The organism is Exiguobacterium sp. JMULE1 (assembly GCF_013337175.1).
Lineage (GTDB): Bacteria > Bacillota > Bacilli > Exiguobacteriales > Exiguobacteriaceae > Exiguobacterium_A > Exiguobacterium_A indicum.
Map to the genome: position 1 here is coordinate 568031 of NZ_SGWC01000002.1, position 16257 is coordinate 584287.

A 16257-nucleotide genomic window follows, 5' to 3' on the forward strand; every position below is an offset into this window, starting at 1 on the left:
ATGTTAGTGATGAATAAGTAGATTCTCTACCATTGTAACAAACTTTTGCGGTTGGTCGATATGTGGGGCGTGCGAAGCGTGCAAAATCACGTGAATTTTTTCAGGTGATGCCGCTCGTGAAGCGATGGCACGGAATTTTTCATCCTCTGCCCCGACAATCCAATCAATCTCTTTCGGAAGGCATGACCATAGGGATGGCATGCTTCCTGTACCTTGTGCACGTAACGAAGCACTCAGACCTTCCACCGTTTGGGACAGGCGCTCCTGACGCAGTCGCGTACGTTGCGATTCCGGCAGAAGGGCTTGGGGTTTAAATAGTCCAAGTGTCTCCCAGTGATCGATGAAAGCTTCGAGTCCGCCTTTTTCGAGTCGCTCCGCAAGCACTCGATCGGATGTACGACGTACTTTTCGCTCGATTGCCGTCTGGATACCCGGTGTCGTACTAACAGCGATCGTCCGAGCGATTTGCTCAGAGACGACGCTCAGCATTAAAGCGATTCGTCCACCCATCGAATATCCGAGGACGATCCATGGCTCGGATCGCATAGCGAGCAGTGCCTCGAGATCCTTGACCTGTTGCGTCAAACGCATTCGTTGCTCAGACGCCGGTGTCGTTTTTCCATGCCCCATCAAATCAAGGCGATAGACGGTGAAGTGAGGCGATAAATGCTCACTTAGCATGTCCCACGTCGAGAGCGAGCCTGTAAAACCATGAAGCAATAGGAGCGGTGGACCCGATCCCTCGATTTTCACATGATACGTATGCCCACGCAAAATCATTGGAACACCTCGGCTAACGCATGATTCGTCACGTCCCAGATCGAACGGTGCATCTGTACGTTTTCTGTTCGTGTCGTCTTGACTTCAAGAATCCGAGTGACGTTCGTCTCTTCCGCAAGTGCTTGACGTAACGCGGCGATGGAATCGATCGCCTGATAGGTTACGCCATATCCGGAAGCGAGAGAAGCGAAGTCGAGATGCTGCGGTGTACCGAAAAGTGGTTCGAACACCTCTTGCTCGAGTTGCTGTTGTGGTAAAAAGCTAAATATTCCGCCACCCGCATTGTTGACGAGAATGATCGTTAACGGAAGCGTCCGTGCTGTCATCAGACCGTTGATATCATGAATGAACGCCAAGTCACCGACGAGTAAGTAGCGGTGTGTGGCGTCAAACGTTGCTCCTAGAGCGCTTGAGAGAATGCCGTCAATTCCGTTCGCACCTCGGTTCGCGAGTAGACGAAGCGGTGTTCCTGTCGGTAGGAACGTATCGACATCCCGTATCGGCATACTGTTCGAAACGAAGAGACTTCCGTCCTGTAACGTCGCCAATGCACGGACGACGTTATACTCCGTCATCTCCTCTTGATCGATTGTCGCAAAAGCAGCGGCGACGCGTCGCTCCGCCTGTTGCAACAGTGTCAGATACGCAGGATCATGCGGAACAGATATATAATGCGTGAGTTGTCGCGCGTGACCAATTACGAAATCCGAATGGAGTTGAGGGTCACGCCAATTTCCTGGATGACCGACGACCGTCGTCGGAATATCCCGAGACCAAAGCAGATAAGGTTTTGACGTCGGCATGGCACCGAAACGAATGATTCGGTCTGGTCGGACGTACTGAGCGGTAGCTGGATGTTTGAGCCATGTATCGTAATAGGCAAAAACGTGAGCATCATGCGATTGTCGTCCTTGACTGAGTGGATCCGCCAATACCGGAATCCCTGCTTGTTTCGCATACGAGATGACAACCTGACTGTCCGCCGCAGTAAGTTGTGGTCCAAGTACAAAAAGAAGACGCTCTTCTTGAAGTGCGGTCGCTAAAGCGTCGTTTACGCCCGGTGTCGGTTCAGGTAAAACACCGACCGGGCGTCCTGTCCGTAAGAGATCGAGTTCCGGCACGAGTGGTTCACGTAACGGAACATTGATTTGAACCGGACCAGCTGGTTCCGTTAGAGAGAGTAGGGTTGCGCGTTGTGCAACATGAGCGACGTAAGGAAGGCTCGCTTCTTCTGCTAACGGAAGATCAAACGCATGCCGAACCTGCTTCCCGTACAGACCAACCTGATCAATAGCTTGTGGCGCACCGACATTCCGTAATTCATGTGGTCGATCGGCGGTCAAGACTATCAGCGGAAGTTCAAAAATATTCGCTTCGGTCACTGCTGAATAATAGTTCGTCGCAGCGGTACCGCTTGTACAAATCAACGCAACGGGACGAACGCGTTCTTCCGTCCGTGTTAGACCTAAAGCAAAAAAACTAGCCGACCGTTCGTCAACAAGGACGTGGGTACGGCTAGAAGGATGCAGAAAAGCAGCAATGGCAAGTGGTGTCGAACGGGAGCCGGGACTGATGACGAAGTCCCGGACACCAGAAGCGACGAGCGTATCGATTAACGTGTGCATCCACTTAGTCAACATAAATATCATCCTTTTCAATCGAACCGACGTGTCCAAGTGCTTGTACCATCGGTGATAGTTTAGTTTCCGTCTCTGCCAGTTCACTATCGAGATGAGAGCCTTCGACGAGACCGCAACCGGCGTAAAGAATGACCGCCCGTTCTGTAAACAATCCAGATCGAATGGCAACGATGAATTCCCCGTCATCCTGTCCGTTCATCCAACCAACAGGTGAACCGTACCATCCTCGTTCGAACGTTTCGATTTCTTGGATGGCATCGACTGCTAACTGCTTAGGTTCGCCCCCAAGTGCAGGTGTCGGATGCAGTTTTTCGATTAATTGGAATAACGTCACATCTTCTTTTAAATGAGCTGTGATTGGTGTATAAAGATGTTGAATATGGCGATTCTTCAAGAGAATCGGCGTATCCGGACAATCCAGTTCCTCTGAAAATACAGATAATGTCCGTTCGATCGAATCCGCGACGATTCCGTGCTCTACCCGGTTCTTTTGATCTTGTAATAACGATTGACCGAGTGCTTCGTCCATCTCATCCGTTGCGTGGCGTGGTGCAGAACCAGCGACGGCTGCCGTTTCAAGACGACGTCCACGTTTTAAGACGAGTCGTTCCGGTGTAGCGCCGATAAAGGCTTCTTCCGGATTTGGTTGGAAACAGAAGACGTAGCTGCCGGGCTGCGTATCTTCGAGTTCAGCGACGACAGCGGCTACGTTGAGTGGACGATCCAGCTCATAGACGACTTCGCGCGCCAGGACGATTTTTTCAAGTGTCGTCTCCAAGTAGTGCATCGCTTGATGGAACGAAGCTTCAAAGGCTTCATTCCCATCTCGCGATAGTCGTAAGCGCGTGACGCCTGCGGCAGTCGATGGTTGCGGTTGATTGACTTTGGCGAAATCGAGTGCGAGTTCATTTAAGATAGAATCGACTTGATCCATTGGCTCGACGCGAGCAAAAATCGTCACACGTGTCTTGCCATTTTGTTCTAGAAATAAAAACTTCGGAATCGTCATCGAAGCGTCTCCGAAGGAAGACCAACGATAATCCGGTTGTTTAAGTTCGGTAAACGAAAATCCGCTGAACGCAAATAAATCATGACCGACATGATCGCGATTCAAGTTTGCCCATTGCGATTGAATTCGTAAAAAACGATCCGTTCCTGAAGCCTGAAGTTGTTGTACGATGCCAAACCCGATGGCCCGCATCGAGCGATCAGGTGTCGCGAAATAAAATCGTTCCTCGATACCCTGTTCGAGGGAACGCATGTCAGTTGCTTCGATTTCCCATGAATACGAAGCGAGTATAGGTCGTTGTGAGGCGTTCGCCTGACTGACGGCCTGTTCGATACACTGTTTTAGCTCTTGTTGAGCGTAAGCCATACCGCTCATTGCCCCCTAGTCTATAGATACTGTGATATGTTTCACTTAATTTAAGTGTAAACTTTTTGCGGACAAAAAAGAAGGAATAAGCTATCTCGGATTGAACATTGACAGCAAAAAACGAAACCCGATACACTTAGACAGGAAAGGGGTTATTATATGAATAAATCAATCGCTGTCTATTGGCGAATGACACGACCGCATACATTAACAGCAAGTTTTGTTCCGGTCGTCGTCGGTACGGCAGTTGTCGCACCACGCGTGGAATCGATACGCTTGGATTTGTTCGTGGCGATGTTGATCGCATCGATGTTGATTCAAATCGCAACGAATCTGTTCAATGAATACTACGATTACAAACGTGGTTTAGATACGGAGGAGTCGGTCGGAATCGGTGGATCGATCGTTCGTGACGGATTCAAGCCGGGAACGATCCTAGCGTTCGCACTTACATTGTATGGCATCTCGGCATTACTCGGTGTGTATCTGTGCATCGAGACATCGTGGTGGTTACTTGTCGTAGGACTCATTTCGATGTTCGTCGGATATATCTATACAGGAGGACCGCTTCCGATTGCCTATACACCGTTTGGAGAAGTCGTTGCAGGCTTTTTCATGGGGTATATTATCATCGCGATTTCGGCGTACTTGCAAATTGGTTATGTTCCGACAGAAGCCGTTGCGATTTCGGTACCAGTCGCCATCTTGATTGGTTCAATCCTACTTGCGAATAACATTCGGGACTTGGATAATGATAAGGTCAACGGACGAAAAACGATTGCCTGTCTCGTCGGACATCGCCGTGCCGTGTACGTCTTGATCGGATTTTTTGCGGCAGCTATCCTGTCTCTCATTATTGCTGTACTCGCATTTGACGTTTCATGGTTTGCGTTACTCGCGTTATTGAGTATTCCGCTCATGATCAAAGCAGTACGTCTCTTCTGGGAAGACTTACCACCGGAAAAGCTGATGCCTGGCATGGCACAGACCGGTAAAGTGAACACGATTTTCGGACTCTTACTCGCAATCAGTCTCGTGATCGCGAATATCTAATCTTTAATCAAAGCAGCAGGCGATCCGCTTGCTGCTTTTTTAACTTGAAGATAGCGAACTGTTAGAAAAAAACTACTTCGGTTGTCACTGATTTAAAATTTTACTATAATTGAAGCAATGTGCCTGAAAGATCAAACAAGGTCGGAAATCAGGAAATATGGTTAGAGGTGGAACTGAAATGAATAAAATCGCGGTAATCGGAAAAGTATTCGTCGACATAAAAGGAACTTCGTTCGCTCCTTTGCATAAGGATGCGAAAAACGTAGGAGACATCACGTTTTCAAATGGAGGAACAGGACGCAACGTAGCACAAAATCTAGCCGTCCTCGGGAATGAAGTTCGCTTTATCTCGACGGTTACGAATGATCAGATTGGCGTGGGAGTGCTCGATGAGCTGAAATCTTACGGTGCAAATGTGGATCACGTCGAAATGTTAGAAGATCATGGAATGGGCATGTGGCTAGCTGTCATGGATAATGAAGGCGATTTGCAAACATCGATCTCAAAACAACCAGATGCCAAGTTGCTCGAAGAAGCGATCTTACGTCAATCAATCTATGCGCTCGATGGAGTCGATGCCGTTGCGATCGATCTTGATTTGTCTGTTACTGTGCTCGAACGTTTGATTCATTTATGCCGCAAAATGGAGTTACCATTGTTTGGTGTTTGTGGTCACTTGAGCGTCATCGAACGAAATCGTCATCTGTTACAAGGATTCACTGGATTCATTTGTAGTCGAGAAGAAGCAGAAATTCTGTCTGATCTGTCGATCGTGACGGTAGAAGATGCGATTCATGTAGCAAACGAGTTAGCAAAAAAAGGTGCTCCGTTCACGGTCGTGACGATGAGTGAACTCGGGGCGGTCTACGTTGATCGTCGTACAGCGACATCAGGTCATGTCGGAACGAAAAAAGTAAAAGTCGTCGACTCGACGGGAGCAGGCGACTCATTCTTCTCTGCTGTCTTGTCTGAATTGACACAAGAAAAGTCAGCAGAAGAGGCATTGAAGCTTGGTATGAAGGTTGCAGCAGAAGTCATCGCTTCGACAGAGAATGGACTCGTTCCTGAAATGCTGGATACTCTTCAATAAGTCGAAATAATAAAAGGGAGGTGGCGTCATGCCGATTCAACGAAGTGCAATCATTTTACGAAACGAACAGGATGAAGTTGCGTTGATTCGTCGGGATAAACCAAACGAAACGTATTATGTCTTTCCAGGCGGTGGGAAAGATGATGGAGAATCGTTAGAAGAAACAGCGATTCGTGAAGCACATGAAGAACTTGGAATCGATGTGGAGTTGACCGGTATTGCCGCCATCGTCCGTTTTAATGGATTCGACAATCCTTATTTTTGGGCGAAAACAATTGGGGGTCGCTTTGGCACGGGTACGGGTGAAGAGTTCGAAGAGGAAGGATCGGGTTATACACCGGTCTGGATCAAGCGTTCGGAGCTACCTTCGTTACCGATTCGTCCACCGTCACTTGCCAAACAGCTGGCAGAAATGACAGAACCATTCTATGAATTGATCCTTTCTGAAAACGAATGAGGTTTTAGTTGAAATAAAATGGGAAAAGTATATTAAAACAATGAGGTGGTCTTCGACTGCCTCTTTTTCATGAAGGAGAGATGACGATGGCGCATTCACGCGATCCAAAAGGGCTTGCCCTGAACTTAAAGCAACGAATGTCCGATCATAACATCACGGATTATGCAGGGACACTCGCTTATTACTGGTTTTTATCCATTTTCCCAGGTATCATTTTCGTCATTTCCGTCTTATCTTTCTTTGACATCGATCGTCAGACGCTCGAATCACAAATTCGCGACTTAGCGCCAGGTGGTGCTGTTAACACATTCACCGATACGATTTTCCAAGCCATCAAGGAACCACAAGGTGGATTGTTATCGGTTGGTGCGATTCTTGCTGTCTGGTCCGCCTCAAAAGGAGTCGATCGTTTGATCACGACGGCGAACCATGCCTATGGTGACTTCTCGCCCCGTGGTTTTGTCGCAGCACGTGGGATTGCCTTATTGCTCACGATCGTACTCGGAATCGGGATGTTGCTGCTGATCGTCTTGAATGTTCTCGGTGGTCCGATCATCACGTATCTTGCCAATTTCGTGCTTCCGATCGATATGGGGCAAAAAATCCTACTGACGGTCTTACGGTATGTCGTGTCGACGATTCTATTGATTGGTATCCTGTCGATTTTTTACCGCGTCGCACCAAAGCGCCCGATTACATTCAAAGAAGCAATTCCAGGAGCCGTTTTTGGTGTCATCGTCTGGCAATTATTATCGGTTGGATTCGGATTTTACGTCTCGAACTTCTCGAATTACAATCAAACGTACGGTTCGCTCGGTAGTGTCGTCATCTTGTTACTATGGCTCTACTTCACAGGGCTGATCATCTTACTCGGTTCTGAATTGAACGCATCATGGGAACGGTTCATGAAAAAAGCGGATCCGAAGAAAATGGAAGAAAAGCGCTTGAAGGAACAAGCCGAACTTGATGCCATTCCGACGAATACGTTCGGATGAAGGTACAAAAAAGCCTGACTGCCATGTGGCGGTCAGGCTTTTTTGATGGTTAAGCAGCTAATCGTTTTTCAGATGAACGCTGTGGAAGACTTGGTAAAGCATCCTGTTGAAGAAGGCGTAAACCGTTCAGGATGACGAGAATCGTTGATCCTTCGTGTCCGACGACGGCGAACGGCATGATGAGGAACTGGGACAAATTCGATGCGATCAATAGGAGGATGACACCGATCGCAAGTGTGATGTTTTGTTTGACGATCCGGTTCATCTTCCGGGCTTTATGAACAGCATAGGCAAGACGACCTAAGTCATTTTTCATCAAGACGACGTCAGCGGTCTCGAGTGCAGCGTCCGTTCCTTCGCCCATCGCAATCCCGACATGTGCTAATGCAAGGGCTGGGGCATCGTTAATGCCGTCACCGACCATTGCGACGGTCCGACCTTCTGTTTGGTATTGTTTGATGTAGCGGACTTTATCTTCCGGTAGGCACTCAGCGACGAAGTCCGTCAATCCCGCCTCACGTGAGATGGCAGCTGCCGTGACCGGATTATCACCAGTTAACATGATCGTTGCGATGCCGAGATCATTTAAGGCAGCAATCGCTGTTTTGGCTTCCGGACGAATCGTATCACGTAACGCATAAAGCGCTACGATCTGTGCTCCATTGCTGACATAAACGATCGTATGCCCTTGCTCTTTCAATGACTGTTCGATCGCGACGAATGGATCGTCTAAACCATCATGGAACGCCCGTTTACCGATACGATACGTGACACCATCGACAGTTGCTTCAATCCCGTATCCTGTCACATCTTTAAACGTTGATGGTTCGCGGACATCGGTTTTTAAGTGATCGACGATTGCTTGTGCGAGTGGATGGTTCGACTGCGCTTCGATGGAAGCGACCGCTTGTTGGACTGCGCGGACGTCCATGCCTTCCGCATAACGACTTTCGGTGACGACGGGTTTCCCTGTTGTCAGTGTTCCCGTTTTATCGAAGACGATCGTATCGACTTGTCCGAGCGTCTCGATGTGGGCGCCTCCTTTAAAAAGAACGCCATTTTTCGCAGATGCGGCAATTGCAGACAAAGCAGCAGGTGTAATCGACGCAACAAGGGCACAAGGTGAGGCGACGACGAGAAGAATCATCGCGCGATAAATACTTGTCTCAAATGTCCAGCCAACGACGTAATGAGGGAGGACCATCATTAGTGCAACGACGAGGAGGACGATTTTGACATAACGGCTTTCGAAACGTTCGATGAACTGAGCAGATGGAGACTGTTCACTTTGTGCGTTTTGGACCATATGAATGATTTTTTGGAACAACGATTCGTCAGCAGCTTTCGTCATCTCAATCGTCAAGACACCATTCATGTTGACAGTCGAGTTATAAACGGTATCACCTGTTTGTTTTTCAACCGGAATCGATTCTCCTGTAATCGATGCTTCTTCGATCGCGGCTTGACCGCGAACGATGACACCATCGACTGGAATCCGCTCCCCAGGACGAACATAGACGAGGTTACCGATCGCTAATTGTTCGATTCCGACGACTTCGAGTTGACCGTTTGCATTCAGACGTGTTGCTTCCTCCGGTTGTAAGGACATCAAGCTTTGCAAGGCACGTTCGTTCTTATTCATCGTGTATGTCTCAAGGGCACCGGATAACGCAAAGATGAAGATGAGGATCGCACCTTCCATCCAGTAACCGATAGCAGCCGCACCGATGGCAGCTAAAATCATCAACAATTCGACGTTCAACGTTTTTTCTTGATACGTCTCCGTCAATCCTTCCTTCGCTTTCGCATATCCTCCGATTACATAAGCCGATAAGTACAATGTGACATAAACGGCAGACGCCGTATTGAATTTTTCGAGTCCGTAAGCAACTAAAATCAATATTCCGCTAAACAATGCTAGAATCAATTCGTGATGCTCATCCCAAGCATGACGGAATACGGAACGCTGTTGAACATCGGTAGTAGTGGAAGTCGTCATATTAAAACTCCTTTCAAAATGTAAATGAGAAATGAAATCATTATAGAAAGAGAATGAGAATGTGATATATCAATGAGTTTAACTGATTGATAATGAGTTTCATTGTCTCTAGATTATAATTATTATTATCTGTAGAATTACTATACCATGCTTCAGTGAAAAGGAACAGGAAAGGAACTAGAAAGATGCAAAAAATTTTAACCCATCGGATTGGACTCGTCGTCTTTGCGTTACTGACGACTTTTTTGTGGGGAAGTGCGTTTCCCTTCATTAAAAAAAGTTATGACTTATTACAGATCACATCTTCCGAATACGGAGAGCAATTACTGTTTGCGAGCTATCGTTTCTTTTTAGCAGGTGTGTTATTACTTGTCGTCAGTGTCTTCGTCTTCAAACAGACGATCACACTGAAGGAGCGGACCTACGCCTATAGTCGTCTCGGCTTCTTTTTGACGTTCTTGCAGTATGTCTTCTTTTATATCGGTCTATCTTTATCAACTGGCGTACAAGGATCAATCATTGCCGGATCGACTTCGTTCTTTCAGATGTTGCTGGCACATTTTCGATATGAAGACGATCGACTGAATCGATTTAAAGGACTCGCCTTATTCCTTGGATTCACAGGTGTCATCTTGGCCAACTGGCCACAAGGTGGGCAAGGTGTCTCGTTTGGAGTAGGGGAAGGATTATTGATCGCAGCAATGGTTTCCGGGGCGTTCGGTAACTTGATTGCCAAAGAATACTCGGCACGTTATCCGGTGGCACCGATGACTGGATGGGCGATGGTCATTGGATCAATCGGTCTCTTTATCGCAGGAGTCATTCTCGATGGTCACGTCGCACCATTCACCTTTTCAACGACAAGTGCTTGGATGCTCGTGTATCTTGCCTTCTTATCAGCGACTGGATTTACGCTTTGGAACTTACTAATGAAATATAATCCAGTCAGTAAAGTGTCGTTGTTCATGTTCTTCGTACCGATCTATGGTGTCAGTTTATCGGCCTTGATTCTCGGCGAGACGATTCCACCGCAAGCGTTGCTTGGGTTACTCTTCGTCGTCAGTGGTATCTTAGTCTCGACGTACCTTCCTGTATGGTTTCAAAAGCGAGGTTGACGAAGATTCAGAATCGTGCAAGAATAGTTTCAATCAAAGTAACTCCCAATCGTTCGTTGCTCAAGCCGACCCGTTCGGCTTTTTTCTGTACGGTCAAGTGAAGACCGATTCGGCCTTGTCTGAAAGGCTAGTGCGACTATAAAACGAAAGGAGATGAAAACGAATGGAACGGAATGAGATCGTTCGAAAGATCATTGCCACTCGTCGTCCACGTGATGAGTTTGCCCGATTCGTCGTAACGTGCGTCAGTCAGCAGTTGAAGGAAACCCATGGAGATGTGGATGTGGAAATCATCGAGGCGGAGAGAGGTTACGATTCAGTGTGGTCAATCAACGGTCGAGAGGTCGTCGTGCTGCTCGAGACAGAAGAGCTGAAGCGTGCAAAAGAACAGCCGTATGCGATCGACGATAAGCTCTGGCGGAGTTTTCGGCAAGAAGGAATCGTGAAATAAAACAAAGGATCTTGCGCATCATTAGCGCAAGATCCTTTGTTTTATATCCGGGATGATTCGTGACGTTTCGCGTATCGTAAGAGAAACGCAAGTGTCGCTAGAACCAGAACGAATAGACTGAAATAAAGCATAGCTGGAAGCAGAACGAACAAGCTGCCAGCAATCGGTCCAAGGATCGAACCAAGACTAAAGGCAATCCCTGCAAGCAAGTTGCCCGTCGGAAGAAGGTGTCGCGGTAACTGTTCCGTCATATAGGCGACACCGAGCGAGTACGTCGAGCCAAGTGCCATCCCGCTGACAGCGAAAATCGCGAATAACCAACCATATCGCTCGAAGACGAAGCAAGCGATGAGGAAAGAAACGGAGCCAATCGAAAGAACGGTTACTAACGTCCGACGTTTTCCGAAGTGATCCGCAAGTCGTCCAAGTGGAAGTTGCATGATCAACGAGCTGACGACGAATGTCGTGATCAAGGTACTCGTCTCAGATAGACCGTACCCGTTACGCGTCGCAAAAACGGGAAAACTGGCATTCAGTGTGGCTTCGAGAAAACCATATGTAAAGCCAGGAAGTAACGTGAACCAAGCAGTTGATAGGACAAGTTTATACCGTGAGGCGGCGCTTTGCAGCTCCTCCGGCATGACGGATGACGGTTTTTCGTTCGGCATACGCGATAATAAGATCAGGACGATGACAGTCAATGTACCAGTCAACACGAATGGTAGCCAGTTGATGACATCGACGAGAGGTGCCGCAAGAGGACCGAGAGCAAAACCGAGACCGAATGCCATCCCGTATAGTGACATCGTTCGTCCTAACCGTTCATTTGGGGTAATGGACGTCACCCAAACCTGTGATCCATAGTGTAACGTCTGATCACCAAATCCGACGAGGAACCGTAAAATCATCCAAGCAATGACGCTTGGAAGAAGTGGAAATAAGAAAACCGCTACTGCAACAAGAGCGAGTCCAAACGAGATGACCGGAATATAACCACGTCGTCGTAGTGGACCTTCCATGAGAGGGGCGGCGACGATGACACCGATATAGAGAACGGCAGCGCTGAGACCGTTGATGAAAGCGGGGGTTCCTTGGCGTTCAAGTAAAATAGATAACAGTGGAATCAGCAGACCTTGCGTGAATCCGGAAATGAAGACGATCGATAAGATAAGAGCAAAACGACGTGACACAAGTAACGACGACCTTTCTTTTTTCTTTTAGCATAACACGCCCCGGTCTCTGAAACGGTAGACCGGGGCGTGCTTCATTTATTTTCTTGTTCAAAACGTGTCGGACGCGGCATATGCAGAAGATGTTCGTCCCAGTCTGTCTGATCGAACACTTCATCATGTTCGATGCTGTGTGAAGCGCGAATACCAACCATCATGACGAACAAGACCATACTGAACGTACCGATGATTGCGACAATACCTACGAGCCATTCCATCCCGGTCACCCCTTTTAGAAAAACAGAATGTGTCTACTTTGTGACATTTTTCCCGGGATGCCATCGTTCAAAACCTATTTTTGATTCTTAAAGCCGACTCGATTGTTTTGTGAAATCAATCTCAGGGTAATAAGCGTTTTTCACAAGCGCGTTCGGTCCAAGGCATTGCACCGCAGGGCAGTGACACGACAAGCTTTTATTCAGTTCTGTCTCTTGCCACTGGGCATACGCATCATTGAAAGACGTCTCATGAATCGTACCGAGCGAAGCGAGTTCGTCGCCGAAATCAGTCACGATGATTTCACCATCAAAGATGTTGACGTTAAGACGAGAACGACCATCTGGGTCATTGCGAACCGATACGTTTTTTTCTTGACGCAAGCGACGGTGCAATTCTAAATCTGCCTCTTCCATCGAACATGCGTAGAAAGGAAGTGTTCCGAACAACATCCAAACGTTCGGATCGCGGACGTCAAGCAAACGATGAATTCCGTCACGGATTTCAGATAAACTAGCTGCTTCGATCATTGACGCGAAGTCAGCGGGGTACATCGGGTGCACTTCATGACGGACACACCCCATATCGACGATTTCCTTATGAATCGCTTCAAGGTGTGGTAATGTCCGTTTATTGATCATCGTCTCTGCAGAAACGATGACACCACGTGCATTCAGAACACGGGCATTCTCTTTCATCGTCTCGAAAAGTTTCGTCCGTGCTTCACGTGACGGTTTTCGTTCCATCATCGCAAAGCCACCATCGATGAAATCGTCGGCTGTTCCCCAGTTATGTGAGATGTGCAAGACATCTAGATAAGGAATGATTAATTCATAACGGGATAACGGAAGTGTTAAATTTGAGTTGATTTGGGTTTTAGCGCCACGTTCGTGGGCATACTTAAGTAAAGGGACGACATACTCCTTGACGGATTTCATTGAAAGCATCGGTTCTCCGCCGGTGATTGAGAAGGCACGCAGATGTTCGATTTCATCCAGACGTTGAATGAGTAGTTCGACTGGGATTTCAGGTGACTCGCTACTGGATAACATGTAACCGACGGCGCAATGTTCACAGCGCATGTTACACAGTTTTGTCGTCGTGACTTCGATGTTCGTCAAACGGACGGTGCCGTATTGTTCAATGTCACGATAAGCTTCCCACGGATCGTTTGCGATCGTGATGGGTGATGATTGTGGCATAGGTACTCCTCCTTTTTAGTGCTCCACTTCGTATCGTATGCTAAAATAACGTCGGAATCCAGCGGAAGAAAGGAAGTCTGAATAATGGGAAAAGCAAGAACTGATAAACTTGGTCAAATGAATGTGCTAAAATCAAGAATGCAGCTTCTCTGTCATACAATCGATTCACTCGATGAATCATCAGATATCGAAGATTTGGAACGACTGATCGTATCACTAGATCAACTCAAGGCGAAGGTCGTTCGATATGCAAAGGATATGAAAGAACAAGAAGAAACGAAAAAAGCGGTAGATTGAGACCGCTTTTTCATTTGCGTAAAGAGAAAGGATGAAATCAATGGCAACAAAAATCAAATTACAGACGGGTGAGGTCCGTTCGGTCACTTGTCTACGAATGGGAATCAACGGTGAAGGGATCGCAACACTTGAACGACAAATCGTCTTCATCCCAGGTCTACTCGTCGGTGAGACAGCACAGATCGAGATCACGGAAATTCATGCGAACTATGCGAATGCAAAAATCTTAAAGCGTGACGATCGTTCACCAGACCGTGTTACTCCACTTTGCCCGGTCTATAGTGTCTGTGGCGGCTGTCAATTACAACACATGAGTTACGATGGACAATTGCGTTATAAGGAAGAAATGCTTCGCAACGCTTTCTTGAAATCAACGAAGTTGAATGTCGAAAAAGCCGATATCCGCCCGACGATTGGTTCGAAGGAGTGGGGATACCGCAACAAGTCGCAATTCGTCGTCGGGAAACAAGGCAATGAAATCGTTAGCGGTCTCTATTCTGCGAATTCGAATCGTTTGGTCGCGATCGATGATTGTGTCGTCCAAAACAAGGATACGCTTCGCGTCAACCAAGCTGTTACGAAATTACTCAATGACTATAAAGTACCCGTTTACCATGCATCAAAACAAGACGGTGTCATGCGCCATATCGTCGTCCGGACAGGAATCAAAACGGGCGAAATTCAAGTCGTGCTCGTTGCCTTTAAAGACGGCTTCCGTGATCTAGAGGGCTTATCGCGCGATATCATGGACATTCCAGGTGTCGTCTCGGTTGCACTGAACATCAATGATAAGTTGACATCACGTGTCTTCGGAGAAGAGACGGAAGTCTTGCGTGGCGTTGAACGGATCGAGGAAGAGATGGGGGAATTCACGTATCAATTGTCTCCGCGTGCCTTCTTCCAATTGAATCCGGAACAAGCAGAGCGGATGTATGAAGAAATTGCGCGTGCTGCTGCTTTGACAGGCGAAGAACGTGTCGTTGATGCCTACGCAGGTGTTGGTTCAATCGGACTTTGGATCGCTAAAGGAGCAAAAGAAGTCCGCGGCATGGAAATTATTGAAGAAGCTGTCGAAGATGCCAATGCGCACATGAAGCAATACGGATTCGACCATGCCCACTACGTCGTCGGTAAGGCAGAAGCCTGGATTCCGCGTTGGGTCAAGGAAGGCTGGATTCCAGATGTCTTCATCGTCGACCCACCACGCTCAGGTTGCGATACACAATTGTTGAACGCGATGATCTCGTCTAAAGCGAAAAAAATCATCTATGTCTCGTGTAACCCGCAGACGCTTGCGCGCGATTGCGATCACTTGATGAAAGCGGGATACAAGGTATCGTACATTCAGCCGTACGATATGTTCCCACAAACAGCGCACGTCGAAGCAATCGTCGTGCTCGAAAAAAAGAAAAAGAAAAAGTTCTAAGTAACAAGCCCGTATGCACTCTTTGAACGAGTGGACATACGGGCTTTTTATCATGTTTGCGAAAGATAACCGAACGTCGCGTCACACTCAGCGAAGCGTTCCTTCAACCGAGCAACACGATCAACAGGAAGTGGACCGCGCTCGATCAGTTGCTGATTCAGCGCGAGGTGTTCTGGTCGAGACGTACCGATGATGGCTGTCGTGATCCCTGGCTCAAAGACTGTGAAACGAAGGGCAGTTTCAAGCCAACTGGATTCCTCGAGTGGATAAGCGAGTTGTTGCGCACGTTCCCAGTAGGGTTCGACGTACTGTCCGACCGGACGCTCTGCGAATCGCCACGGGGCGTTACCGATTGGACGCTTGGCGATGACACCGTGATCTAGAAGGGTGGGCAGGACTTCATCGACACGTTGATCAAATAGATTGAATGACGTTTGGAAACTGTCGAAGCGATTCGTTTCGATAGCATATGTTAAGTCTTCCCGATCACCGGAATAAGCGATGACACGGACTTTTCCAGCTTGTTTTGCTTGGTCAAGCGCTTCGATGACATCTCCCTGGGCGAGAATTTCTCGACTACAAGAATGGAGGTGTACGATGTCGAGATGATCCGTTTGCATCGTCTGTAAGGCTTGATCGATGCCACCATGGACCGCTTCAAAGGTCCAGTCCTGCGTACCGGGAACATCATAGCCGACTTTCGTCGACAGAATGACGTCGTGACGACGATTCTTTAGAAATTGCCCGACGCGTTGCTCCGATAAGCCATAGCCGCGTGCTGTATCGATCAGATTGATGCCGAGATCACGTGCTTGTTCGAGTAAATAAACTGCTTCGCGATCCGTCATCTGTTCTGCGCCGATGTGACCAGCTCCGAACCCAAGCGGGGATACGAGTAGGTCGGATGTTCCAAAACGTCTTAACTCCATGAA

Annotated in this window: 15 protein-coding genes and 1 pseudogene; 8 read left to right on the plus strand and 8 right to left on the minus strand. The window is 47.8% G+C overall.

The features are described from left to right. Positions 1-3: 3 nt before the first annotated feature. Genes menH through EXW93_RS03100 form a run of 3 tightly spaced genes read right to left on the minus strand, consistent with a single transcriptional unit; the run spans position 4 to position 3795 of the window. On the minus strand, positions 4-780 hold the full coding sequence (gene menH / locus EXW93_RS03090) for a 2-succinyl-6-hydroxy-2,4-cyclohexadiene-1-carboxylate synthase (RefSeq protein WP_055966678.1): 777 nt from the start codon (positions 778-780) through the stop codon (positions 4-6). After that, positions 777-2420: a 2-succinyl-5-enolpyruvyl-6-hydroxy-3-cyclohexene-1-carboxylic-acid synthase gene (gene menD / locus EXW93_RS03095; RefSeq protein WP_174316025.1), complete on the minus strand. Its 1644-nt coding sequence runs from the start codon at positions 2418-2420 to the stop codon at positions 777-779. Before menD ends, menH begins: the two co-directional genes overlap by 4 nt. After that, positions 2410-3795, minus strand: coding sequence for an isochorismate synthase (locus tag EXW93_RS03100; RefSeq protein WP_174316026.1), 1386 nt, complete (start codon positions 3793-3795; stop codon positions 2410-2412). The genes menD and EXW93_RS03100 overlap by 11 nt, the downstream gene beginning before the upstream one ends. Positions 3796-3954: 159 nt before the next feature. On the opposite strand from EXW93_RS03100, the gene EXW93_RS03105 reads away from it, so the two are divergent. The 4 genes from EXW93_RS03105 to EXW93_RS03120 all read left to right on the plus strand — a co-directional run bounded on the left by EXW93_RS03105 (position 3955) and on the right by EXW93_RS03120 (position 7390). After that, positions 3955-4848 (plus strand): 1,4-dihydroxy-2-naphthoate polyprenyltransferase, encoded by an 894-nt coding sequence (locus EXW93_RS03105; protein ID WP_023467284.1) that lies wholly within the window; start codon positions 3955-3957, stop codon positions 4846-4848. A 178-nt stretch (positions 4849-5026) separates the two neighbouring features. Continuing rightward, positions 5027-5938, plus strand: a complete 912-nt coding sequence (locus EXW93_RS03110) for a guanosine-inosine kinase (protein WP_023467285.1) — start codon at positions 5027-5029, stop codon at positions 5936-5938. Positions 5939-5966: 28 nt separating this feature from the next. Continuing rightward, positions 5967-6395, plus strand: a complete 429-nt coding sequence (locus EXW93_RS03115) for an NUDIX hydrolase (RefSeq protein WP_058265777.1) — start codon at positions 5967-5969, stop codon at positions 6393-6395. Positions 6396-6481: 86 nt separating this feature from the next. Continuing rightward, positions 6482-7390: a YihY/virulence factor BrkB family protein gene (locus EXW93_RS03120; RefSeq protein ID WP_174316027.1), complete on the plus strand. Its 909-nt coding sequence runs from the start codon at positions 6482-6484 to the stop codon at positions 7388-7390. Between the two features lie 49 nt (positions 7391-7439). Here the strand turns inward: EXW93_RS03120 and EXW93_RS03125 are convergent, their stop codons facing one another. Continuing rightward, on the minus strand, positions 7440-9389 hold the full coding sequence (locus tag EXW93_RS03125) for a heavy metal translocating P-type ATPase (RefSeq protein ID WP_023467288.1): 1950 nt from the start codon (positions 9387-9389) through the stop codon (positions 7440-7442). A gap of 185 nt (positions 9390-9574) precedes the next feature. On the opposite strand from EXW93_RS03125, the gene EXW93_RS03130 reads away from it, so the two are divergent. Both EXW93_RS03130 and EXW93_RS03135 read left to right on the plus strand, forming a co-directional pair. Beyond that, the gene (locus tag EXW93_RS03130) at positions 9575-10504 is read left to right on the plus strand and encodes a DMT family transporter (RefSeq protein ID WP_023467289.1); all 930 of its coding nucleotides are present in this window, start codon (positions 9575-9577) and stop codon (positions 10502-10504) included. Between the two features lie 163 nt (positions 10505-10667). Beyond that, complete coding sequence (locus tag EXW93_RS03135; RefSeq protein WP_023467290.1) at positions 10668-10955, plus strand: hypothetical protein; 288 nt, start codon at positions 10668-10670, stop codon at positions 10953-10955. A gap of 41 nt (positions 10956-10996) precedes the next feature. Here EXW93_RS03135 and EXW93_RS03140 read toward each other — a convergent pair. The 3 genes and pseudogenes from EXW93_RS03140 to yfkAB form a co-directional block, all read right to left on the minus strand. After that, positions 10997-12151 (minus strand): annotated as a pseudogene (locus EXW93_RS03140) (MFS transporter); the annotation flags it as partial. Between the two features lie 68 nt (positions 12152-12219). Next, entirely contained in the window at positions 12220-12402 is a 183-nt protein-coding gene (locus EXW93_RS03145) for a hypothetical protein (RefSeq protein ID WP_023467292.1), read from the minus strand. Between the two features lie 87 nt (positions 12403-12489). Continuing rightward, a complete protein-coding gene (gene yfkAB / locus EXW93_RS03150; protein WP_035398770.1) occupies positions 12490-13602 on the minus strand; it encodes a radical SAM/CxCxxxxC motif protein YfkAB in 1113 nt (370 codons plus the stop codon). Between the two features lie 84 nt (positions 13603-13686). On the opposite strand from yfkAB, the gene EXW93_RS03155 reads away from it, so the two are divergent. Both EXW93_RS03155 and rlmD read left to right on the plus strand, forming a co-directional pair. Further along, the gene (locus EXW93_RS03155; RefSeq protein WP_023467294.1) at positions 13687-13899 is read left to right on the plus strand and encodes an SE1561 family protein; all 213 of its coding nucleotides are present in this window, start codon (positions 13687-13689) and stop codon (positions 13897-13899) included. Between the two features lie 40 nt (positions 13900-13939). Further along, positions 13940-15325, plus strand: a complete 1386-nt coding sequence (rlmD, locus tag EXW93_RS03160) for a 23S rRNA (uracil(1939)-C(5))-methyltransferase RlmD (protein ID WP_035398768.1) — start codon at positions 13940-13942, stop codon at positions 15323-15325. Between the two features lie 50 nt (positions 15326-15375). Here rlmD and EXW93_RS03165 read toward each other — a convergent pair whose 3' ends face one another. Further along, complete coding sequence (locus tag EXW93_RS03165) at positions 15376-16254, minus strand: aldo/keto reductase (RefSeq protein WP_035398766.1); 879 nt, start codon at positions 16252-16254, stop codon at positions 15376-15378. Between the last annotated feature and the right edge of the window lie 3 nt (positions 16255-16257).